A 23,118-nucleotide genomic window follows, 5' to 3' on the forward strand; every position below is an offset into this window, starting at 1 on the left:
AGCAATGGCAAGGATTGTTAATGCTTATTTGGATTTGGCAGAAATGCGGGCGGAAGAACAAGTTCCAATGAAAATGGAAGATTGGGCAGAACAATTTGAAGGAATTTTAAGGTTATCAAAGAAAGAAATTTTAACGCATGCAGGAAGTATATCAGCTCAAATAGCAGAAGAACATGCGTTAAGTGAGTTTAAAAAGTATCGGGTGAAACAGGATAGATTGTATCAGAGTGATTTTGATCATGTACTGTTGGAATTGGAAATAAAGGAGGTGTCAGATGGAAAAAATGAACAATAAAATATATTATCATTATTGCTATGTGGATACATTTTACAATATTATTCTAAAGCCTAGATTGCGGAAATGGCGTTTTCCTGATCTGAAGAACTGCTGATTACGCTAGGAAAGAACAGTTTTGAAATTAGCTTAAAAGGAAAGGTAAATCATGGATCATTTTGAATTAGTATCAGAATATTCCCCAACCGGTGACCAGCCCCAGGCAATAGCACAACTTGTGCAAGGCTTCCGGGAGGGCAACCAATGCCAGACACTTCTTGGTGTTACCGGTTCGGGCAAGACATTTACGATGGCAAATGTCATCGCACAATTGAATAAACCAACGCTTATCATCGCGCATAATAAAACCTTAGCTGCGCAATTATATGGAGAGTTCAAAGAATTTTTTCCGAATAACGCAGTCGAATATTTCGTCTCCTACTACGATTACTACCAGCCCGAAGCCTACGTTCCCTCCTCGGACACTTACATCGCCAAAGATTCCGCGATCAACGATGAGATTGACAAGCTTCGGCTTTCTGCTACAATGGCGCTTACCGAGCGTCGGGATGTGATCATTGTCGCCAGTGTATCCTGTATCTATGGTCTGGGAAGCCCGATGGATTATCAGAACATGGTGATTTCTCTGCGACCGGGCATGATCAAAGAGCGGGACGAACTGATGGCGAAGCTGATCGAGATCCAATATGACCGCAACGATATGGATTTCCATCGCGGAACATTCCGCGTGCGGGGCGACGTGGTCGAAGTGATCCCGGCATATGAATCAGAGACAGCGATTCGGATCGAGTTTTTCGGCGACGAGATCGATCGGATCACCGAGATTGATATTTTGACCGGGGAGATCAAGGATGAGTTAAAGCATGCTGCAATTTTTCCGGCATCACATTACGTTGTGGATCGAGAGAATATCAATCGTGCGGTGAAAGATATTGAGACAGAACTGGACGAGCGTGTGAAAGAATTTAAAAGGCAGGACAAGCTTCTGGAAGCGCAGCGGATCGCAGAGCGGACGAATTTTGATATCGAGATGCTCAAAGAGACAGGATTTTGTTCGGGCATTGAGAATTATTCAAGGCATCTGGCGGGGCTCGCGCCGGGACAGCCGCCATATACGCTGATCGATTATTTTCCGGATGATTTTATTATGATGATCGATGAATCCCACAAGACGGTGCCGCAGATCGGCGGTATGTACAACGGAGACCAATCGAGAAAATCTACGTTGGTGGATTATGGTTTCCGCCTGCCGTCGGCGAAAGATAACCGCCCCTTGAATTTTGAAGAATTTGAAAGTAAAATAAATCAGGTACTGTTTGTGTCGGCGACTCCGGGGGTATACGAAGAAGAGCATGAGCTGCTTCGGGCAGAGCAGGTGATCCGTCCGACCGGTCTTTTGGATCCGGAAGTGGAAGTGCGTCCGGTGGAGGGGCAGATTGACGATCTGCTTGGCGAGATCAACAAAGAAATCGCCAAGAAAAACAAAATTCTGGTGACAACGCTGACAAAGCGGATGGCGGAAGATCTGACCGATTATATGCGGGAAGTGGGAATCCGTGTAAAATATCTGCATTCGGATGTGGATACGTTGGAGCGGACGGAAATCATCCGTGATATGCGTCTGGATGTGTTTGATGTACTGGTCGGCATCAATTTGCTGAGAGAGGGATTGGACATTCCGGAGATCACACTGGTTGCGATTCTGGATGCGGATAAAGAGGGATTCCTGCGTTCCGAGACGTCTTTGATCCAGACGATCGGGCGTGCTGCCCGAAATGCCGAGGGACATGTGATCATGTATGCGGATACCGTGACGGATTCGATGCGCATGGCGATCGAAGAGACAAAACGGCGTCGGGAGATCCAGATGAAATATAACGAAGAACACGGAATTACCCCACAGACGATCAAAAAGGCAGTGCGCGATCTGATCAGCATTTCCCAGAAAGTGGACAGTGCACAGATGAAACTGGAGAAAGATCCGGAATCAATGAGCCGTCAGGAACTTGAGAAACTGATCGGTGAAGTGACAAAGAAGATGAAGAAAGCAGCGGCAGATCTGAATTTCGAGGCGGCGGCAGAGCTGCGTGATAAATTACTTGAATTGAAGAAGACCTTACAGGAGATGGAGGAGTAAGAATAAAGAATGGGTACAAAGATGGATGCCAGACAGTATATTCGAATCCGTGGCGCGAATGAAAATAATTTAAAAAACATAGATGTAGATATTCCCAGAAATGAGCTTGTTGTGCTGACAGGACTGAGCGGATCTGGAAAATCTTCCCTTGCATTTGATACGATCTATGCAGAGGGGCAGAGACGGTATATGGAATCCCTGTCTTCCTATGCGAGACAGTTTCTCGGGCAGATGGAAAAGCCGAATGTGGAGAGTATCGAGGGGCTGTCTCCGGCAATCTCGATCGATCAGAAATCAACGAATCACAATCCACGTTCCACCGTTGGGACCGTGACGGAGATTTACGATTATTTCCGTCTGCTTTATGCGCGGATCGGAATCCCGCATTGCCCGAAGTGTGGAAAAGAGATCAAGAAGCAGTCGGTAGATGAGATGACCGATCAGATCATGGGACTTGAGCAGGGGACAAAGATCCAACTGCTCGCACCGGTCGTGCGGGGAAGAAAAGGAACGCATGTAAAGTTATTCGAGCGGGCAAAACGCAGCGGATATGTCCGTGTGAGAGTTGACGGGAATCTGTATGAATTGTCCGAAGAGATCACGCTCGATAAGAATATCAAACACAATATCGAGATTATTGTGGATCGTCTGATCGTGAAACCGGGGATTGAAAAGCGGCTGTCAGATTCTATTGAAAATGTCTTGAATCTGGCGGAGGGGCTGCTGGTTGTCGATGTGATCGGACAGGAACCGCTGAATTTCAGTCAGAGCTTTTCCTGTCCGGACTGCGGGATCAGTATCGATGAGATTGAGCCGAGAAGTTTTTCATTCAACAATCCGTTCGGGGCATGTCCATCCTGTTTTGGACTCGGATACAAGATGGAATTTTCAGAAGAACTGATGATCCCGGATCCGTCCAAAAGTATCAATGAGGGAGCAATCGCGGTGCTTGGCTGGCAGTCCTGTGCGGATAAGGGAAGCTTTACAAATGCGATTCTTCAGGCACTGTGTGAAGAATACAAATTTGATCTGGACACTCCGTTTGAAGACTATCCGAAAAAGATCCATGATGTTTTGATCTACGGTACGAATGGAAAGGCTGTCAAAGTATATTACAAAGGGCAGCGGGGCGAGGGCGTCTATGACGTGGCGTTCGAGGGACTGATCCGGAGCGTGGAGCGGCGTTATCGCGAGACGCATTCCGAGGCGTCGAAAGCGGAGTATGAGACGTTTATGAATATTACGCCGTGTTCGGAGTGTAAAGGACAACGTTTGAAGCAAAGCGCACTGGCAGTTACCGTGGGTGATCGAAATATCGCCGAAGTAACGGCGCTTTCGATCGAAAAACTGCAGAAATTTCTGGAAAATCTGGAATTGACGCAGACACAGCATTTGATCGGAGATCAGATCTTAAAGGAAATCAAGGCGCGTACCCGGTTTTTGATGGATGTGGGACTGGATTATCTGACGTTGGCGCGTGCAACCGGAACCTTGTCGGGCGGAGAGGCACAGCGTATCCGGCTGGCAACACAGATCGGTTCAGGTCTGGTCGGCGTTGCCTATATTTTGGATGAGCCGAGTATCGGTCTGCATCAGCGAGACAATGACAAACTGCTGATGACGCTGAAGCGCCTGCGGGATCTTGGAAATTCGCTGATCGTGGTGGAACATGATGAAGATACGATGCTGGCAGCCGACTGTATTGTAGACATCGGTCCGGGTGCCGGGGAGCATGGCGGCAAAGTTGTAGCAGTGGGGACGGCGCAGGAATTGATGCAGTGTCCGGGGTCGATCACAGGAGAATATTTGAGCGGTCGGAAAAAGATCCCGGTACCGGAAGTACGGAAAAAGCCGACCGGATATTTAAAAGTTGTCGGTGCAAGGGAGAACAACCTGAAAAATATTACCGTGGAGTTTCCGCTCGGAGTGATGACCTGTGTGACAGGAGTTTCCGGTTCCGGAAAAAGTTCCCTGGTCAACGAGATCCTTTATAAGAAGCTGGCAAAAGAGCTGAATCGTGCCCGGACAATACCGGGGAAACATAAACGGATCGAGGGACTGGAACAGGTGGATAAGGTGATCGACATCGATCAGTCACCGATCGGACGGACTCCGCGGTCGAATCCGGCTACTTACACCGGTGTATTTGATTTGATCCGGGATTTGTTTGCGGCAACGCCGGATGCGAAAGCGAAAGGATATAAAAAGGGAAGATTCAGTTTTAATGTCAAAGGCGGACGATGTGAAGCATGTTCCGGTGACGGTATATTGAAAATTGAAATGCATTTCCTGCCGGACGTATATGTGCCGTGTGAAGTGTGTGGCGGAAAACGTTATAATCGGGAGACTCTGGATGTGAAGTACAAAGGAAAAAGTATTTACGATGTATTGAACATGACTGTGGAGGAAGCGGTGAAGTTTTTTGAAAATGTGCCGAGTATCCGGAGAAAGATGGAAACGCTGAATGACGTGGGGCTTTCCTACATCCGATTGGGACAGCCATCTACGGAACTTTCCGGCGGTGAGGCACAGCGGATCAAGCTTGCGGCGGAATTGAGTAAGCGAAGTACCGGAAAGACAGTGTATATTCTGGATGAACCGACAACCGGTCTTCATTTTGCAGATGTTCATAAATTAACGGAAATTCTGCGGCGTCTGGCAGATGACGGGAATACTGTGATCGTGATCGAACATAATCTGGACGTGATCAAAACCGCCGATCATATCATTGACATCGGACCGGAGGGCGGCGATAAAGGAGGTACGGTTGTGGCGACCGGTACGCCGGAAGAGGTTGCGAAAAATAAAAATTCCTATACAGGGAAGTATATAGATGAAATTCTGAAGAAACAATAGATAGCAAAAAAGACTTTCCATTTATGGAAAATTTTATTATACTAGTAGAGCAACTTGGGTGAATGAAGAGAAGCAGACGGATGAAAGATACATTCGTATGGGGGAATTGCAAAGCGATACAAAAGAAAAGCAGAAAGATACGAATGAGAAAAAAGATGGGTGATAAGGGTGCCTTTGGGAGAGGCGTAGATAGAAGGGAGAGTTTGTATGTCTGTGGATATCGGAATAGATTTGGGAACGGCGAGCGTTCTCGTGTATGTGAAAGGAAAAGGTGTCGTCCTGAAAGAACCATCGGTTGTTGCCTTTGACCGTGATACGAATGTGATCAAAGCGATCGGAGAAGAGGCGAGACTGATGCTTGGGAGAACCCCGGGAAATATCGTGGCGGTGCGTCCGCTCCGGCAGGGCGTGATCTCGGATTACACGGTTACGGAAAAGATGATCAAGTATTTTGTACAGAAAGCGATGGGGCGTCGGATGTTTAAAAAGCCGAGGATTAGCATCTGCGTGCCGAGCGGTGTGACAGAAGTAGAAAAGAAAGCCGTGGAGGAAGCTACGTTCGCCGCGGGAGCCAGAGAAGTACATTTGATCGAGGAACCGGTGGCAGCTGCAATCGGCGCCGGGATCGATATTGCAAAACCATGCGGGAACATGATCGTCGACGTAGGAGGCGGAACGTCGGATATTGCGGTGATCTCGCTTGGCGGAGCGGTCGTGAACACTTCGATCAAAGTGGCAGGGGATGATTTTGACGAAGCGATCGTGCGCTATATGCGGAAAAAGCATAATCTGCTGATCGGAGAGCGCACGGCGGAAGATATTAAGATCAAGATCGGAACCACTTACCCGCTTGTGGAAGAAGAGACGATGGAAGTGCGCGGCAGAAATCTCGTGACAGGACTGCCGAAGACGGTTACCGTCACTTCGTCAGAGACGGAAGAAGCGCTCCGTGAGACGACCAGTCAGATCGTGGAAGCGGTGATCGGGGTTCTGGAACAGACGCCGCCGGAGTTGTCGGCGGACATTCTGGATCGGGGGATCGTTTTGACCGGAGGCGGCGCGATGCTCAGAGGTTTGGAAGAACTGATCGAAGAACGGACCGGGATCAATACAATGACTGCGGAGGAACCGATGAAAGTTGTGGCGATCGGTACCGGACAGTTTGTTGAGTTTATGAGTGGTAAAAGAGACTATTGATAAATATGGGGATAAGCAGGTCACCGGCGAAGTGACCTGTTTTTCTTAAGGAGGAAACATGGAGACGATAACCGGATATGTAGACCATATTGTGTATCGAAACGGTGAGAATGGATATACGGTGTTCAGTCTGGAAAATGAAAACGGAGGAGTGACCTGTGTGGGAAACTTCAATTACATTAATGAGGGCGAGCTGCTGGAACTGGAGGGGGAGTATGTGAATCACAACATTTACGGAACCCAGCTTCGTGTGAGCAGTCACCGGGTAAAAGAACCTGAAGATCTGGTGTCCATCGAACGGTATCTCGGCTCCGGAGCAGTCAAGGGAGTAGGCGCCGCGCTGGCGGCACGGATCGTCCGGCGGTTTAAGGAAGATACCTTTCGCATTATAGAGGAGGAACCGGAGCGGCTTGCGGAGATCAAAGGAATCAGCGAGAGAAAAGCCCGGGAGATCGCGATACAGGTGGAAGAGAAAAAAGAGATGCGAAAGGCAATGCTTTTTTTGCAGAAATATGGCATTTCCACGACGTTAGGTGTAAAAATCTACGAATATTACGGTGCGAAACTTTATCAGGTGTTGGAAGAAAATCCTTATCAGCTGGCGGATAATATTGACGGAGTCGGATTTAAGACGGCGGATGAGATCGCTGCACGGATCGGGATTCACGCGGATTCCGATTTCCGGATCCGGAGCGGTCTTTTCTATGTGCTCCAGCAGGCTGTCGGAGAGGGACACATTTATCTGCCGCAGGATGTACTTGCGCGAAGAGCGATGCAGATTCTGGGAGTGGAGATCTCAGAGGTAGAGAAATATGTGATGGATCTTTGCATTGACCGAAAGACGGTAATGAAAGAAGAAAACGGAGAGATCCGTATTTATCCGGCACATTATTATTATCTGGAACTGAATACGGCGAAAATGCTGCATGATCTTGATATCGACTGCGAGATGCCGGAAGATATGATCGAAAAACGATTGAAAAAAGTAGAAGAGAAAGAGAAGATCACGTTGGACGCACTTCAGCATCAGGCGGTGATCGAGGCGATCAAACATGGCCTCCTCGTGCTTACCGGAGGACCGGGAACCGGAAAGACGACCACGATCAACACGATGATCCAGTTTTTTGAGAGTGAGGGGATGGATATTTTGCTGGCAGCTCCTACCGGTCGTGCGGCAAAACGCATGACGGAGGCGACAGGATACGAGGCGCAGACGATCCACCGGTTGTTGGAAGTGAGCGGCAATCCGGAGGAAGAGGGAAATGTCAACGGATTTCTGCGCAACCGGGAGAATCCGCTGGAAACGGATGTGATCATCATCGATGAAATGTCTATGGTAGATCTTCCACTGATGCATGCGCTTCTTTCTGCGGTCGTTGCCGGAACAAGACTGATCCTTGTTGGAGACGTCAATCAGCTGCCGTCTGTGGGGGCCGGAAGTGTGCTTAAAGATATCATTGCCTCCGGGCGTTTTCCGGTTGTGACATTGACCCGGATCTTCCGACAGGCGGGAGAGAGCGATATTGTAGTTAATGCGCATAAGATCAATGCCGGAGAGCCGGTCGTGCCGGACAATAAAAGTCGGGACTTCTTTTTCCTGCGGAGACAGGATGCGGATACCGTGATCCGTGTGATACTTACGCTGATCCAGAAAAAGCTGCCGAAATATGTCAATGCGCCGCAGAATGAAATCCAGGTCATGACGCCGACAAGAAAAGGACTTCTCGGTGTGGAACGTCTGAATCTGATCCTGCAGAAGTATTTGAATCCTGCAGAACCGGGAAAAGAAGAGACGGAGATCGGCGGTAGGGTTTTCCGGGTGGGCGATAAGGTGATGCAGATCAAGAACAATTATCAGCTGGAGTGGGAAGTGAAGACAAAATATGGTTTAGTTGTCGATCAGGGACAGGGTATATTTAACGGAGATATGGGAATCGTAACAGAGATCAATACATATGACGAGACGCTGGAAGTCGAATACGATGAACACCGGAAAGTAAAGTATCCGTTCGAGATGGCAGAGGAGCTGGAGCTGGCCTATGCGATCACAGTACATAAGTCACAGGGGAGTGAATACCCGGCAGTGATCATCCCACTTTTGCAGGGTCCCAGACTTTTGTATAATCGGAATCTGTTGTATACCGCAGTGACGAGGGCGAAAAAATGTCTGACGATCGTAGGCAGTGAGCAGGTATTTCAGGAGATGATCCGGAATAAAAGTGAACAAAATCGTTACACCAGTCTTGCGGAGCGGATCTGTGAATTCTAAAAACTGTGCAGGAAAAAGAAGCGGGAGGAAGAAAAACGAAGAAAATATTAGATCTTTTGTATCCGCCGGTCTGCCCGTTTTGCGGGAAGATTCTTAACGGTGCGGAAAAATCGGGAGAACGCGGGATCTGTTTTTCATGCAGTGGGAAATTACCGTATGTGGAGGAGCCTTGCTGCATGAAATGTGGAAAACCGCTGCGGGAAGAAGAACGGGAATATTGTGCCGACTGTGCAAGGCATGAACTTGCATTTGATCAGGGGCGGAGTTTATATCTGCACACTGCACTTGTACAGAGGGCGATTTATCAGTTTAAATTTCATAATAAAAGATATTATGCAGAGATTTTTGCTCGGGAGATGGCAAGTCGGTATGGAAAGTGGATCCGACGGTGGGAAATTGAGGAGATCGTTCCGGTACCGCTGCATCCGTCAAGAAAGCGCACGCGCGGATTTAATCAGGCGGAACTGTTGGCAAAAGCGTTGGGAGAACTTTCGGGAATCCCGGTGGAGCCGAAAGCGGTACGACGGATCCGGAAGACAAAATATCAGAAACAACTGGACGATGCAGGACGGAGACAGAACTTAAAAGGCGCGTTTTCCGTTGTTCCCGGATGGAAACCAAAGCGGTGTATTCTCGTTGTGGATGATATTTATACGACAGGCAATACGATCCACAGAACAGCGGAAGCACTGAAAAAAGCAGGGGTGCAAAAAGTGTATTTTTTGACTATAAGCATTGGACAAGGGCTTTGAGTATATGCTATACTAAACAGGATGGGTTACTGTGGAAAAGAATAAGCGGAGGCTGAAAATGTTAGATAAAAAAAGAATCAGACTGATGGCGAAGATGTCCGCGTATGAGAAAAAACATGCAAAGGAAGATCTGAGGATCAGTTCTTACTATAAGAAAGATTATGCAAGTCTGAACACATTGATCACCGTCCTGTGGATCACAGTCGGGTATGCGATCCTGGCAGGACTCTATGCACTTTGCAATTTGAATACACTATTGGAGAATCTGACGATCACGAAACTGCTTTTGATGATCGCGATCGCGGTTGGGATTTATCTGATCCTTGTGATCATATACTGTGTGTTTGCCGGAAATTTTTATAAAGGAAAATATAACAAAGCAAAACAACGCATGAAAAAGTATTACAGAGATCTGGCACGGCTTGGAAAGATGGAAATGAAGGAGAAAAAATAAGATATGAGTACATTGCTTGTCATGAAAGAACAGTTACAGGTATTATATGCAAAATATTCAACCTATATCACGATAGGAATGCGGCTGATTTTGGGACTTCTCGTATTTGGATTGATCAATTCCAATATTGGTTTCATGAAAGCGGCATCATCCGGACTCTGTACGGTTGGGCTTGCAGCAGTTTGTGCTTTTCTGCCGACGATCATTATGATTTTGGCGGCAACTGCATTGATCCTGCTTCACCTGTATTCTCTGTCTATGGTGATCGCGATCGTTGCGGTGATGTACTTTTTCGTGATGTATATTTTTTATTTCCGTTTTACATCAAGGCTTGCCTGGCTGGCGCTCTTGACAGCGGTGGGATTTGCGCTGAAAGTTCCGTTTGCCGTGGTCGTGGGGATCGGACTTCTCGGAACACCGGTCTGCCTGATCCCGGCTGTGTGCGGTGCTTTTACATACTATATGGTTCATTTTGTGAAGATGTCATCGAGTACGTTCAAAGATGGAAGTGCGAACAGTATGGTGGAAGGTCTGATGAGTTTTACAAAGCAGACGCTTGCCAATAAAGAAATGTGGGTTATGATCGCAGCGGTGATCTTCTGTGTGCTTGTTGTGTACAGTGTGCGCACCCGGGCATTGGATCATGCATGGAAGATTGCGTCGGTTGCGGGAACCGCAGCTGCAGTTGTCGTTTGCGTTGCGGGAAATGTGGTGTTGAACACCCATATTTCTTATGTGGTACTTTTGGTCGGCGGAACGGCTGCGATTGCAGTCGGTCTGATTCTGGAAGTCTTGTTTTTGGCAGTTGATTATTCCAGAACAGAGCATCTGGAATTTGAAGACGACGAATACCATTATTATGTAAAAGCGGTGCCGAAAGTTGCAGTCAGCGTACCGGAAAAGAGTGTGAAACATATCAATGAAAGACAGGATACCGGAAAGATCGATGTAGCGCAGGTGAAAAAGCAGAGTGCAGTACAGAACCGCTCGAATGGAAAAGTAGGAAGACGGGAGCAGGAAGCAAAGAGTGCAGATGAAATTCTGTTGACGAGAAGCCTGAATAAAGAACTCGGTCTGGATGACCCGGGAGAAGAAAATTAAGCAGGATATACGGGAAAAGGAGGTGAAGAGATGCAGCAGTGGATCACAAATGTCCTGACAAAGTATATGGGAGACTGGTATTTCCCACAAGTTGGAGTTACAGATATTCTGGAAATCCTGATCATTTCTGTGATCGTATATCAGATCATGAAATGGATCATGAATACAAAAGCATGGATGCTTCTTCGCGGAATATTGATGCTTGGTCTGTTTATTCTCTTCGCGGCATTTTTTCAGATGAATACGATTTTGTATCTGGCAGGGAAGTCGATCAATGTGCTGGCGATCGCGGCGGTGGTCGTATTTCAGCCGGAACTGCGCCGAGCGCTTGAGAAACTGGGAGAAAAAAATATACTGAGCAATATCTCCCTGTTTGATAAGAACCGGGAAAATCAGAGATTTACCGATGAGACGCTGGAGGGCATTGTCAGCGCCTGTTTCAGTATGGGAAGTGTAAAGACGGGGGCGCTTGTTGTCGTGGAACAGGCAATTCATTTGACCGAGTATGAGATGACCGGGATCGAACTGGATTGTAAAGTGTCTGAGCAGGTTTTGATCAATATTTTTGAGCATAATACACCGTTGCATGACGGAGCGGTGATCGTGCGCGGAAACCGGATCACTTCAGCAACCTGTTATCTGCCGCTTTCCGATAATATGCAGATCAGTAAAGATCTGGGGACAAGACATCGCGCGGCTTTGGGAATGAGTGAAGTCAGCGATGCGCTTGTGATCGCAGTATCGGAAGAGACCGGACAGGTTTCCATTGCTATGGGAGGTCAGTTGGTTCGCGGCGTGACCCCGGACTATCTTGCAACGCGGCTGAATCAGATCCAGTACCGCAATTCGGAACCGAAAAAGTTTGCAAAATGGAAAGGATGGCGTAGTAAGAATGAAAGAGCATAAATTTACACAGCATATCGGGCTGAAGATCATTGCGCTTTTGTTTTCATTCTTATTGTGGCTGTTCGTTGTCAATATAGACAATCCAAAGATGAGTAAAGTCTTTGATGACGTGCAGGTTACGATGGAAAATGACGAGATCGTTCTGAATAACGGTTCCACTTATGAGATCGTGAATGCGCCGGAATCTATCCGGGTAACAGTTCACGCACGGCGTTCTATATTGGAAAACATCAAAAATTCAGATATTACCGCAAAGGCCGATTTCCGGGAGATGGACAGCAGTACCGGATTGATCCCGATCAAAGCAACGATCGCAGGATATGATGAAAATGATACAAGCGTTGTTACGGAAGTGTCACCTCATAATCTGCAGGTACAGATTGAGGCGGTTGTATCCAACGATTTCCCAATCTTGGTTGTGACAGAGGGAACGCCGAGGGACGGATATGTTGTAGGTGAGACGACAGTTAATCCGGCAAAGATCACGATCGGCGGATCGGAACAGATCGTTGATGATATCGAACGTGTCGTTGCAAAGATCGATGTGACCGGTTTATCGGAAGACACTGATGTGGCGGCGACGCTTCACTATTATGACGGCAATGGAAATACGATGAATGTGGCACAACTGACAAACAACTTGGGAGATAAAGGTGTGACAGTCAGCGTGCAGATGTTAAGGACAAAAAAGGTGGCACTGAAATTTAATGTTTCCGGCACACCGGCATCCGGATATACGTACACCGGGTGGAGCAGTGAACCGGAGAGCGTCGTTGTATGCGGTACAAAAGAAGCTTTGAGTGAAGTGGATGAAATTGAAGTCAATGCTTCTGAGATCGATATCAGCGGCGCCAGCTCCAGAGTGGAACAGACGGTAGATATCTCGCCGTATCTGCCGGATGGGATCAAGCTTGTCGACGAGACAACGAATAAAGTAGCGGTTACCGCAATGGTGGAGCAGGAGGGCGGAAGAACGATCACGCTGCCGGTCGGTGCGATCCGGGTAACGAATCTTGCGGAGAATTTGAAAGTGAGTGTGGAATCCGATGCGGATCTGGAAGTACAGTTTACAGGAAAAGAAGAACTGCTGAAAAAATTGGATATCCAGAACGCGGCGTCTATTAATTTGAAGGATTATACCGAACCGGGAGTTTATGAAATTCCGGTTAATATTGAAGTGGATTCCGGGGTTACGGTGATGAACAGTCTGGCAGTTACGGTGACTTTGACAGAAAAGAAAGATGAAGCAGAAAAGGCGGCAGAGTCAGGACACTGAAAGAAAAATACCGGAATAAAAACAGACAGGAGGTAGTTCTACATGCTGAGCGAAAAAGTCATAATTAAAAATCCGACGGGGCTACATTTACGGCCGGCAGGACTTTTTTGCAAAACTGCAATGCAGTTTGAATGTAAGATTTTAATTGAGAAAAAAAGCAGAACAAAAGAAGTGAGTGCCAATGCAAAAAGTGTATTGAGCGTACTCGGAGCATGTATCAAAAACGGAGACGAGGTTACGATCATCTGTGACGGGGAAGATGAAGAAGCGGCGCTTCATGTGATGGTCCAGATCGTAGAAGACGGGCTTGGAGAATAAAAAGGCACAAGGGGAGGACATAAGATGAACAGAGCGACATCAAATGTACTGGAGTATCTGGAGCATTCGGCAGAGCGTTATCCGGATAAAACGGCGTTTGAGGATGAGAAAAAGATGAGTACCTATCGAGAGACATGGGAAGCCGCGCGCCGGATCGGAAGCGCGCTGGCTGGGATGTCAGAGGCAAGACGTCCGATCCCTGTTCTGGGTGAAAAAAGTGTGGAGACTGTCCAGACATTTTTCGGAATCGTCAATGCCGGATGTTTTTATATTCTTTTGGATCCCAAACAGCCGGTATCCCGTCTTCAGCAGATCCTAAAGACATTGGATGCCACACTTCTTGTTGTGATGTCGGAGGATCACAGAAAGACGGCAGATGCGCTTGGATTTGAAGGAAAGATCGTCTATTACGAGCAGATGAAAGATTCGGAAGAGGACGGTGATGTGTTGGATGTGATTCGTGCCAATGCAGCCGATGTCGATCCGTTGTATGTGAATTTTACGTCCGGTTCCACGGGAATTCCGAAAGGTGTTGTTGTCAGCCATCGATCTGTGATCGATTTTATGGAATATTTTCCGGAGTTGTTTGAGATCACAGAGGAAGATGTGATCGGAAATCAGGCGCCGTTTGATTTTGATGTGTCGGTCAAAGATATTTATGCAACTTTAAAGACCGGGGCAACAATGGTCATGATCCCGAAACAGTATTTTTCATTTCCGACGAAACTTTTGGATTATCTCTGTGAGCGGAATGTGACGACTTTGATCTGGGCGGTTTCGGCGGTATGTATCATTTCCACATTGAAAGGATTTGATTATAAAGTACCGGAAAAGATCAATAAAGTTTTGTTCAGCGGAGAAGTGATGCCGATCAAGCATTTGAATATCTGGAGAAAATACCTGCCAAAGGCACAGTTTGTCAATTTGTACGGACCTACGGAAATCACCTGTAACTGCACATATTATAAGATCGACCGGGAATTTCAAAAAGGGGATGTTCTTCCGATCGGTGTTCCGTTTCCGAATGAGAAAGTATTCTTGCTGGACGAAGAAGAGGAACTTGTGCAGGAAGCGAACAAAAAGGGGGAACTTTGCGTAGCAGGTACGGCGCTGGCTCTTGGTTATTATCAGGCGCCGGAACAGACGCGGAGGGCATTCGTACAAAATCCGCTGAATCCGTATTATCCGGAAACGATCTACCGGACCGGAGACCTTGCATATTATAATGAGACCGGAGAGCTTTGTTACGCATCCCGGAAAGATTTCCAGATCAAACATATGGGACATCGGATTGAATTGGGCGAGATCGAATCGGCAATGGATCAGGTGGACGCGATCGTACGTGCATGCTGTATTTTTCATGAGGAGAAGAAACGGATCCTTGCATTTTATGAAGGGGAGATTGAAAAGCGTGAGATCGTGAAAGCACTTTCCGAGATTCTTCCGCCGTTTATGATCCCGAATGCATTTCAGAAAATGGAACATCTTCCGCTGACAAAGAACGGAAAGATCGACCGGAAAGCATTGATGCGGGAAGCCGGGATTGAAAAGTGTTGAAAAGAGAAAGGTGAGGATGGAACAGAACAATATGGATGCAAAAACAATTGCTCAGATCACGAAAAACGAGCGGACTCCGTTGTATGTGTTTGACCTGGATGCATTGCGTACGAGAGTAAGAAAGCTGAAAGAGAAATTGGGTGCGCGCGTGGAAATTTGTTATGCGATGAAAGCAAATCCATTTCTGATCGAACCGCTTCAAGGATATGTAGATTGCTTTGAGGTTTGTTCACCGGGGGAATTTCACATTTGTGAGAGAAGCGGGATTCCTCGGGAGAAGATCGTATTATCCGGTGTGTACAAAAATGTTTCGGATATGGAATCGGTTCTGGATCGATATGGTCAGGATGGGATTTTTACCGTGGAGTCCGGCGAGCATCTTAGGATTTTAGCGGAAGAGGGAAAAAAGAGAAACCTGACATTGCGTGTGCTGCTCCGGGTGACGAGCGGAAATCAATTTGGGATGGATCCGGAAGTGATCCGTGAGATCATTTGTCAGCGGGAAGCATTTCCGCAGTTGGATTTTGTCGGACTTCAATGGTATTCCGGAACACAGAAAAAGACGAAAAAACTGGCGGGAGAATTAGAAAAACTGGATTCCTTGCTTACGGAACTGAATGAAGCGTATGGATATGAAGCGGAGATTTTAGAATATGGTCCGGGATTTCCCGTATCTTATTTCCAAAATGAAATCCTCGACCATGAGGAAGAACTGCAGCAGGAGGCAGAAATGCTGGATGCGTTTTCAAAATCTTTGGACTCCATGCGGTTTCGGGGAAAGATTGTTTTGGAGATGGGACGCTTTCTGGCGGCATTCTGTGGATATTATGTGACCCGGATCGTAGATCAAAAGCGAAATCTGGGACAAAATTACTGTATTGTAGACGGCGGGATCCATCATCTGAATTATTTCGGGCAGATGATGGCGATGAAAATTCCGAAATTCTGCCATGTGAGGCAAGAGACGGAGTACACAAAATCCCGGACAGAACAATCGGAAAAAGAGCCTGTTCTGAATGAAAGAGGCGGGGAAGAAGCATGGAATATCTGCGGCTCGCTTTGTACCGTCAGCGATGTGATCGTAAAACAGCTGCCTCTTGTTGATGCAAAGATCGGCGATGTCCTTGTGTTTGAACGGACGGGTGCTTACTCGGTGACAGAGGGGATCTACTTGTTTTTGAGCAGGGATCTTCCGCAGATCTTTTTCTGGTCGGAGGAAAACGGATTGGAACAGATCCGGGGCGCGCTTCCGACCAATGAGTGGAATTCGGTTCATTAAGAGCAGGCGGAGATGAAATGGTTTGCTTACGATGGCACGACAGAAGACAAGTATTTTTTCCTGTACATCGATGCTATCGTTGAAAAATAAAAATCAAGAAAAGAGAAGGAGAAACATTTATGGAAAAATTAATTGAAATCTTAGAAGACATTCAGCCGGATGCAGATTATGAGAACTGTACAACTTTGATCGATGACGGGATTTTGGAATCTTTTGCAATCCTGTCGATCGTAGGGGAATTGGAAGATGAATTCGACATTTCGATCACTCCGGCAGAAATCATTCCGGAAAATTTCAATTCCGCAGCGGCTCTGTGGGCAATGGTACAGCGTTTACAGAATGAATAGGCTTTTTGTTTGATAATCTCGCGTCGGACGATGATCTTGGGAGGAGAATCATGTCACTTGTATCTGCAGAGTTTTTAATCTTTATATTGATTTCAGCAGGCGGATATTATCTGATACCGAAAAGAGGGCAGTGGATCTGGCTTTTGGCATTTAGTTATCTTTACTATCTGTCATCGGGCGTCGGAGTCGTATTCTTTTTGTTATCCGGCACATTGACAACCTATGTTGCCGGATGCAGTTTGGAAATGTTGGAAAGGTCTGTGGGAGACACAGAGATTGAAAAAGGCACAAAGAAACGGAAAAAGAAACGAGTGTTGATCCTGACACTCGTTTTCAATTTTGGGATTCTCGGAATTTTAAAATATGCCGGTTTCTTTGTGGAAAATATCAATCTGGTCTTTCATACAGGTTTTTCATTTCAAACGGTTTTATTGCCGCTTGGAATCTCATTTTATACATTTCAGTCAATGGGATATCTGCTGGATGTATACTGGGGAAAATGCAAAGCAGAGAAAAATGTATTTCGTTTTGCATTGTTTGTATCCTTTTTTCCACAGCTTTTGCAAGGTCCGATCGGTCGGTACGATCGCCTGGTTGAACAGTTGTACCGGACGCATTCGTTTTCTATGGAACGGATCGGATTCGGAGCGCAGAGGATCTTGTGGGGGTATTTTAAAAAGCTGGTATTGGCGGACCGTGCCGGTGTGGTCGTCAATCAGGTCTTTCAGAATTATACAGACTATATGGGAATCACTGTCATGGTAGCAGTCCTTTGTTATTCGATCCAACTGTATGCAGATTTTTCCGGTGGGATCGATGTGGTGCTTGGAACAGCGGAATTGTTCGGTATTACATTGGATGAAAACTTTAAGCGCCCGTTTTTAGCAGTTTCCATTACGGATTTTTGGCATCGATGGCATATTACGCTCGGAACATGGATGAAAGATTATGTGTTTTATCCGCTTTCTCTTTCCAAAGGAATGAGCCGTTTTGGAAAGTGGAGCAAAAAGCGGTTCGGAAAGAAGACAGGACGTGTGCTTCCGATCTGTGCGGCAAACATCGTCGTATTTCTTGTTGTCGGCATCTGGCATGGCGCTGCGTGGAAATATATCGTTTACGGTTTGTATAATGGCGTGCTTATTGCGCTTGCTAGTCTGTTTGCACCGGTATTTCGGAAAGGATTTGAATGGACACATATCGATCCGAAGTCGTTTGGGTGGAAGATCGTGCGGATCATCCGTACATTTTTCCTCGTGAATATCAGCTGGTATTTCGATATGGCGCTCAGTTTATCGGCGGCAGTTACGATGATCAAAAATACGGTTCTCGGATTCCGGATTTCTGCATTGTATGACGGGACACTTTTACAGCTTGGGCTGGATCGTCTGGACTATATCCAGCTTTTGATCGGTGTTGCGGTACTGTTTGCTGTCGGGATCTTGCAGGAGAAAGGCATCCGGATACGGGAACGGATCTCGTCCTATCCGCTTTTGATCCGATGGGGGATCTGGATGATACTCCTGTTCTCACTGCCTTTCTTTGGATATATCACAGCGGGGAAAGGAGGGTTTATCTATGCACAATTCTGATTTTGAGACAGATGTTAAGAAAATGTGTGCCACCGGAAAGAGGAAGCAATGGAAGAGAATTCTGTATGCAGGCTTGTTTCTTCTTTGCGTAGTTTTATTGAATGAAGCGGTTGGATTTGCGCTGCTTCCGGTAACGTATGCGCGGATGAACCTGCATAATCTGGAACAGGGCGGATATGATGATCTGTTTATCGGAACGTCCCGCGGAGCGAATAATATCAATCCGGCTGTTGTGGATGAGGTTACCGGACGGAAGAGTACGAACCTTTGCATGGGGAACGTTTATCCATTGGATGATCTTTACCTGATCCGGGAGGCATGCAGGATCGACCCGCCGAAGCGTGTGATCTATGAATTGGATCCGAGTTATTATACGGTGGAAGAATTTCAGGGAATGGCAGATCCGTTTGTTCTCCATGAGATGTCCTTTTCGTCAGTGAAAGTCCGCTATGCGGCGGATAAATATCTGGACGACGATTTTCGGATTCTGTTGCATCAATGGATGTTCTACCGGAATCATCTTTCTCAGGCACCTGAAATTATGAAAATGAAATTATCGGAGGCATATCGGAATTATGATCCGGCGCTTGTCAGCGATGCGCAGACGATTTATCGCGGAGAGGGATTTCTGGCGCGCCAGCGTCCGGAAGAAGAAACGGTCAGAGCGGAAAGCTGGCTGAATTGGAATGAGGAAGCGGTCAAAAAAGACAGGGAAGAGGATCTGATCGAGATGATCCGATATTGTAAAGAACAGGATATTGAGTTTGTGGCAGTGATCCTTCCGGCGCCGGAAGAGACGAGGACCGCCAACCCCGAAGGATATGAAGCGTCCGGGCAGTATTATGAGGAACTGCTGAAAAAGCAGGGGGTTCCTCTGATCGATTTCAATGAGAATGGAGCGTTTACGGCAGATTTGGAAAAGTATTATGATATGGAGGGGCATATGTACGAGGATGGAGCAAATGAATTCAGCCGGATCCTCGGCGAATATCTGAGTTTATCCCGGAATATGTGAGAAGCACTTGACCGGTCAGGGGGCATCCCTTATAATAGAAGCGTTGAAAAGCGAAAACTGAAGGATGTTTGAAACAAAGGAGTAGCAAAGATGAGAAAGAAGATACTGATTTTCGGAGCGTGCTGTCTGCTTGCAGTGGGATCCCTTTCAGGCTGTGGGGATAAAGCGGATGATACAAAGAACGCGAAGACCGAATCAACAGAGAAGACAGACAAAAAGCAGACTGATAAAAAAGCAGATGCGAAAAAGGAAGAACTGAAAACGATCGGAACAAAAGCAGAGGGAGAATCTGTGATTTCCGTGACGCTGAAGAACAGTACCGGAAAAGATATCACCGGGATCGCGCTGAAAGCGGGGAATCTGCCGGAGTACGGTGCGGGGCTGATGACAGAGGGCGACGTATTTAAGAACGGAGAAAGCCGGATCCTTTATTATGATACAGCAGCGGATACAGCTGCGGGAGGAGACGCTGCGTCTTACGAAGTCCAGGTTTATTTTGCAGATCAGAGTCATCTGGCGCTTCATACGGTCAACTTTGGAAGTTTTAAAGAGAGCGAACTTTGTCTGGAAGAAGAGGTTGTCTTTTTGAAATATGAAGATACAACGACAAAGAAAGTCGTGAGTACAAAAGATGCAGAGATTTCCGTAAAAGAAGCGCAGGCGGCGGCACAGGCGCAGGCAGAAGCAGAAGCACAGGCAGCGGCAGAAGCGCAGGCACAGGCGGCGGCAGAAGCAGCAGCGCAGGCGCAGGCAGAAGCAGAAGCACAGGCGGCAGCGGAAGCAGCGGCGGCAGCACAGGCGCAGGCAGAAGCGGAAGCATGGGCACAGCAACAGCAGTGGACAGATCCTGCTCCGGCACCAGCTCCAGAACCGGCTCCGGCTCCACAGCCAGGCGGTGGCGGCGGATGTCTGAATGACGGACTGGTACAGTAGAGACTTGAATTGACAGACTGGATGAAAAAGCTTGAGGGCGTTTCAGAAGTAAGCTGAGATATGGATTTTCCGGCGGCAGACTTTTGAGACACCCTCAATTTTACATAGGAGAAACGAACATGTCTTTGACATCAAATCTATTTATTTTATTTGTTTTTATAACGGTTGTTTTATATTATATTCTGCCGCATAAGATCCAATGGCTTGTGCTTCTTGTGGCAAGTTATGTTTATTATATTTATTCGGGACCGCGCTATGTGTACTTTATCTTATTTTCCACGTTGTGCAGTTATCTGTGCGGACGGCTGATCGAAAAATTTGCGGAAAATAAGGACGAGAATGGGAAAACAGGAAATAAAAAACTGCAGAAAGCGATTTTAATCTGCGGTCTGATCCTGAATTTCGGGATGCTCGGGATTATAAAATACACGAATTTTGTTGTAGAAAATCTGAACGCACTGTTTCATATGGAACTGCGCGGGATCGAGATCCTTCTCCCGCTTGGAATTTCATTTTACACATTTCAGACGGCAGGGTATCTGCTTGATGTATACTGGAAACGAGTAAAGGCAGAGAAGAATGTGTTCAGGTACGCGTTGTTTGTATCGTTCTTTCCGCAGATCCTGCAGGGACCGATCGGACGGTTCGGTCGGCTGGCAAACCAGCTTTACGCGGAACATTCTTTTTCGGGAAAGCGGATCTTACATGGATGTGAACGGATCCTGTGGGGCTTTTTTAAGAAAATGGTTCTGGCAGACTGGGCGGCAGTCTTTGTGGATGCCATTTTCGGAGCGCCGGATCAGTACAGCGGACTTGCAATTTTCGGGGTGCTGTTCTACACGATCCAGCTTTATGCGGATTTCTCAGGTGGAATGGATGTTGTGATCGGTGTGGCATCCCTGTTCGGCGTTGAGATGGACGAGAACTTCAAACGCCCGTTTTTCGCAGTGTCGATTACGGATTTCTGGCATCGGTGGCATATCACGCTGGGAACATGGATGAAAGATTATGTATTTTATCCGATCTCTCTTTCCGGCTGGATGGGCGCATTTGGCAAACTGATGAAAAAGATCTTCGGGCGGAAAAAGGGAAGAGTGATCCCGATCTGTCTGGCGAATCTGATCGTATTCTTTGTGGTCGGGGTCTGGCATGGCGCAGAATGGCGTTATATTGTTTACGGAATTTACAATGGACTGATCATCGCGTTCAGCGGTCTAATGGCGGATACATACCGGACGTGGAAAAAGAAGCTGCATATCAATGACAAAGCGGTATGGTATCATATTTTCTGCGTTGTGAGAACTTTTTTGCTTGTAAATATCAGCTGGTTCTTTGACCGTGCGGAAAGTGTTGGGGATGCGTTTCGGATGATGGGATATGCCGTCACACAATTTGATCCGTCGCAGCTTCTTACGATCACAACCGGGGCGGGAGGTACCGTTCAGACCATTACGGTATTGTGCATTCTCGGAGCGGGATGCCTTGTACTCTTTGTAGTAGGACTCCTCCAGGAGCGCGGTATTTCGATCCGGGAACGGATCGCGGCATGGCCGCCGGCGTTCCATTTTGCAATTTATCTTGGGCTGCTTCTTGCAGTAGGATTTTTGGGCTCGACTGCTTCCGTGCGCGGATTCATTTACGCCCAGTTCTAGGAAAGGAGGAGCAGACAATATGGAAAATAATATCGAAAATACGATGGAAAACGATAAGAACGGGAAAAGGAAACCTGTGAAAAGAAATGTGAAAAGAAAAAAAGTTTTGAGAAAAAAGCGCACCAAGGGAATGCGCTGCCTGATCAGCGGCGGAAAACTGGTCGGGGGAATCGCGACGGTCCTGCTTGTACTGTTCGGACTGGATTATCTGTTGTATCCGTGCACCTTTATGAGAAATGATATTCATACGGTAACGACGGAAGCACATCAGGATATATTTTTGGGAACCTCTCACGGAAAGATCAACATTGATCCGGACGTTGTGTCGGAAGAGACCGGACGAAGCGCCCATAATCTGTGTGTGGGCGGCGAATATGCGGTCGATGCGTATTATCTGACGAAACTGATGATCGAGACGGAAAAGCCGGAGCGTATCATTTACGAAGTGGATCCCGGATATTTTGTGACGGAAAAAGAAGTCGGGAATAACTACTTGCTGTTTTATCATGAGTTTCCGCTCTCCAGAGCGAAACTGGAGTATTTTCAGGCAACGATGATGGAATGTGATTTCCGTACGGCGATCTTCCCGTGGTATGAATACATTTTCAAATATGATCTGGAAAAAGTGTGGGAGACCGTGTATCAGAAATGGATGCATAACTATGATGTTTCTTTCCTGAAAGGAAGCAAGCAGGAATATCATGAGAGCGGATTCATTGAACGTTATCCGGTGGATACGACGCAGCTTTCGATGGAAAACGAGGCTTTGAAGCTTTTCACCAGAGACAGTGTGAAGCAGCAGAATATGGAATATCTGGAGCGGCTGATCGATCTCTGCCGGGAAAATGATATTGAATTTGTGGCGGTATCGACACCGGTTCCGGCATCGACTCTCGTTGCATACGAGGCAAATTATCAGGATGCATGGAATTATTTTGCGGAATTTTTTGAGAAAAAGGATGTCAGATACCTGAATTTCAACCGGGAATATTTTGCGGATTTTTCGCATGAGATCACGAACTTCACGGATTACGACGGACATATGAACGGAGATGCGGCGCGTGAGTATTCGCGTGTGCTCGGCGAGGTGTTGGATGCGATCCCGTCGATGGAATAGAACACGGAATAGAACTTGTCAAAAATTGTAGCAGGGAGTATACTGATAAGTGATAAATTTGAAAGAAC

General features: G+C 46.9%; 19 protein-coding genes. All 19 read left to right on the forward strand.

Translation table 11 applies throughout. The features are described 5' to 3' along the window. Positions 1 to 4 precede the first annotated feature (4 nt). The 19 genes from rhuM (at position 5) to I2H87_RS02850 (ending at position 23,050) form a co-directional block, all read left to right on the forward strand. Entirely contained in the window at positions 5 to 295 is a 291-nt protein-coding gene (gene rhuM / locus I2H87_RS02760; RefSeq protein WP_022152239.1) for a RhuM family protein, read from the forward strand. Positions 296 to 443: 148 nt separating this feature from the next. Then, positions 444 to 2,432: an excinuclease ABC subunit UvrB gene (gene uvrB, locus I2H87_RS02765; protein ID WP_022152240.1), complete on the forward strand. Its 1,989-nt coding sequence runs from the start codon at positions 444 to 446 to the stop codon at positions 2,430 to 2,432. A gap of 9 nt (positions 2,433 to 2,441) precedes the next feature. Next, positions 2,442 to 5,288: an excinuclease ABC subunit UvrA gene (gene uvrA / locus I2H87_RS02770; protein WP_117550879.1), complete on the forward strand. Its 2,847-nt coding sequence runs from the start codon at positions 2,442 to 2,444 to the stop codon at positions 5,286 to 5,288. 207 nt (positions 5,289 to 5,495) lie between these two features. After that, the gene (gene mreB, locus I2H87_RS02775; RefSeq protein ID WP_009267756.1) at positions 5,496 to 6,485 is read left to right on the forward strand and encodes a rod shape-determining protein; all 990 of its coding nucleotides are present in this window, start codon (positions 5,496 to 5,498) and stop codon (positions 6,483 to 6,485) included. 58 nt (positions 6,486 to 6,543) lie between these two features. Then, on the forward strand, positions 6,544 to 8,754 hold the full coding sequence (gene recD2, locus I2H87_RS02780; protein WP_195609274.1) for an SF1B family DNA helicase RecD2: 2,211 nt from the start codon (positions 6,544 to 6,546) through the stop codon (positions 8,752 to 8,754). A 5-nt stretch (positions 8,755 to 8,759) separates the two neighbouring features. Beyond that, the gene (locus tag I2H87_RS02785; protein ID WP_330611457.1) at positions 8,760 to 9,506 is read left to right on the forward strand and encodes a ComF family protein; all 747 of its coding nucleotides are present in this window, start codon (positions 8,760 to 8,762) and stop codon (positions 9,504 to 9,506) included. Between the two features lie 58 nt (positions 9,507 to 9,564). Beyond that, on the forward strand, positions 9,565 to 9,960 hold the full coding sequence (locus I2H87_RS02790; protein WP_009267753.1) for a hypothetical protein: 396 nt from the start codon (positions 9,565 to 9,567) through the stop codon (positions 9,958 to 9,960). Between the two features lie 3 nt (positions 9,961 to 9,963). Next, positions 9,964 to 11,061 (forward strand): hypothetical protein, encoded by a 1,098-nt coding sequence (locus I2H87_RS02795; protein WP_195609275.1) that lies wholly within the window; start codon positions 9,964 to 9,966, stop codon positions 11,059 to 11,061. A gap of 30 nt (positions 11,062 to 11,091) precedes the next feature. Next, on the forward strand, positions 11,092 to 11,967 hold the full coding sequence (cdaA, locus tag I2H87_RS02800; protein ID WP_009267751.1) for a diadenylate cyclase CdaA: 876 nt from the start codon (positions 11,092 to 11,094) through the stop codon (positions 11,965 to 11,967). Then, the gene (locus I2H87_RS02805) at positions 11,954 to 13,243 is read left to right on the forward strand and encodes a CdaR family protein (RefSeq protein ID WP_195609276.1); all 1,290 of its coding nucleotides are present in this window, start codon (positions 11,954 to 11,956) and stop codon (positions 13,241 to 13,243) included. Before cdaA ends, I2H87_RS02805 begins: the two co-directional genes overlap by 14 nt. A gap of 42 nt (positions 13,244 to 13,285) precedes the next feature. Beyond that, a complete protein-coding gene (locus I2H87_RS02810) occupies positions 13,286 to 13,561 on the forward strand; it encodes an HPr family phosphocarrier protein (RefSeq protein WP_009267749.1) in 276 nt (91 codons plus the stop codon). A 24-nt stretch (positions 13,562 to 13,585) separates the two neighbouring features. Beyond that, complete coding sequence (locus I2H87_RS02815) at positions 13,586 to 15,118, forward strand: amino acid adenylation domain-containing protein (protein ID WP_195609277.1); 1,533 nt, start codon at positions 13,586 to 13,588, stop codon at positions 15,116 to 15,118. Between the two features lie 16 nt (positions 15,119 to 15,134). Further along, entirely contained in the window at positions 15,135 to 16,397 is a 1,263-nt protein-coding gene (locus tag I2H87_RS02820) for an alanine racemase (protein ID WP_009267747.1), read from the forward strand. A gap of 119 nt (positions 16,398 to 16,516) precedes the next feature. After that, complete coding sequence (locus tag I2H87_RS02825) at positions 16,517 to 16,744, forward strand: acyl carrier protein (RefSeq protein ID WP_009267746.1); 228 nt, start codon at positions 16,517 to 16,519, stop codon at positions 16,742 to 16,744. Positions 16,745 to 16,794: 50 nt separating this feature from the next. Beyond that, entirely contained in the window at positions 16,795 to 18,333 is a 1,539-nt protein-coding gene (locus I2H87_RS02830) for an MBOAT family O-acyltransferase (protein WP_195609278.1), read from the forward strand. Then, entirely contained in the window at positions 18,320 to 19,348 is a 1,029-nt protein-coding gene (locus tag I2H87_RS02835) for a hypothetical protein (RefSeq protein WP_195609279.1), read from the forward strand. The genes I2H87_RS02830 and I2H87_RS02835 overlap by 14 nt, the downstream gene beginning before the upstream one ends. Before the next feature lie 90 nt (positions 19,349 to 19,438). Continuing rightward, positions 19,439 to 20,281 carry a hypothetical protein gene (locus tag I2H87_RS02840; protein WP_009267743.1) on the forward strand — a complete coding sequence of 281 codons (843 nt, stop codon included), beginning with the start codon at positions 19,439 to 19,441 and terminating at the stop codon, positions 20,279 to 20,281. 119 nt (positions 20,282 to 20,400) lie between these two features. Continuing rightward, positions 20,401 to 21,933: an MBOAT family O-acyltransferase gene (locus I2H87_RS02845; RefSeq protein ID WP_009267742.1), complete on the forward strand. Its 1,533-nt coding sequence runs from the start codon at positions 20,401 to 20,403 to the stop codon at positions 21,931 to 21,933. Between the two features lie 19 nt (positions 21,934 to 21,952). Continuing rightward, positions 21,953 to 23,050: a hypothetical protein gene (locus I2H87_RS02850; protein WP_243273863.1), complete on the forward strand. Its 1,098-nt coding sequence runs from the start codon at positions 21,953 to 21,955 to the stop codon at positions 23,048 to 23,050. Positions 23,051 to 23,118 lie beyond the last annotated feature (68 nt).

The sequence above is a fragment of the Mediterraneibacter glycyrrhizinilyticus genome, from assembly GCF_015560805.1.
Taxonomy (GTDB): Bacteria; Bacillota; Clostridia; order Lachnospirales; family Lachnospiraceae; genus Schaedlerella; species Schaedlerella glycyrrhizinilytica_A.

Bases quoted from the DNA above. Each gene is read 5' to 3' on its own strand.
- rhuM (WP_022152239.1), top strand. From the start codon at position 5: ATGGCAAGGATTGTTAATGCTTATTTGGATTTGGCAGAAATGCGGGCG.
- uvrB (WP_022152240.1), top strand. From the start codon at position 444: ATGGATCATTTTGAATTAGTATCAGAATATTCCCCAACCGGTGACCAG.
- uvrA (WP_117550879.1), top strand. From the start codon at position 2,442: ATGGGTACAAAGATGGATGCCAGACAGTATATTCGAATCCGTGGCGCG.
- mreB (WP_009267756.1), top strand. From the start codon at position 5,496: ATGTCTGTGGATATCGGAATAGATTTGGGAACGGCGAGCGTTCTCGTG.
- recD2 (WP_195609274.1), top strand. From the start codon at position 6,544: ATGGAGACGATAACCGGATATGTAGACCATATTGTGTATCGAAACGGT.
- I2H87_RS02790 (WP_009267753.1), top strand. From the start codon at position 9,565: ATGTTAGATAAAAAAAGAATCAGACTGATGGCGAAGATGTCCGCGTAT.
- I2H87_RS02795 (WP_195609275.1), top strand. From the start codon at position 9,964: ATGAGTACATTGCTTGTCATGAAAGAACAGTTACAGGTATTATATGCA.
- cdaA (WP_009267751.1), top strand. From the start codon at position 11,092: ATGCAGCAGTGGATCACAAATGTCCTGACAAAGTATATGGGAGACTGG.
- I2H87_RS02805 (WP_195609276.1), top strand. From the start codon at position 11,954: ATGAAAGAGCATAAATTTACACAGCATATCGGGCTGAAGATCATTGCG.
- I2H87_RS02810 (WP_009267749.1), top strand. From the start codon at position 13,286: ATGCTGAGCGAAAAAGTCATAATTAAAAATCCGACGGGGCTACATTTA.
- I2H87_RS02815 (WP_195609277.1), top strand. From the start codon at position 13,586: ATGAACAGAGCGACATCAAATGTACTGGAGTATCTGGAGCATTCGGCA.
- I2H87_RS02820 (WP_009267747.1), top strand. From the start codon at position 15,135: ATGGAACAGAACAATATGGATGCAAAAACAATTGCTCAGATCACGAAA.
- I2H87_RS02825 (WP_009267746.1), top strand. From the start codon at position 16,517: ATGGAAAAATTAATTGAAATCTTAGAAGACATTCAGCCGGATGCAGAT.
- I2H87_RS02830 (WP_195609278.1), top strand. From the start codon at position 16,795: ATGTCACTTGTATCTGCAGAGTTTTTAATCTTTATATTGATTTCAGCA.
- I2H87_RS02835 (WP_195609279.1), top strand. From the start codon at position 18,320: ATGCACAATTCTGATTTTGAGACAGATGTTAAGAAAATGTGTGCCACC.
- I2H87_RS02840 (WP_009267743.1), top strand. From the start codon at position 19,439: ATGAGAAAGAAGATACTGATTTTCGGAGCGTGCTGTCTGCTTGCAGTG.
- I2H87_RS02845 (WP_009267742.1), top strand. From the start codon at position 20,401: ATGTCTTTGACATCAAATCTATTTATTTTATTTGTTTTTATAACGGTT.
- I2H87_RS02850 (WP_243273863.1), top strand. From the start codon at position 21,953: ATGGAAAATAATATCGAAAATACGATGGAAAACGATAAGAACGGGAAA.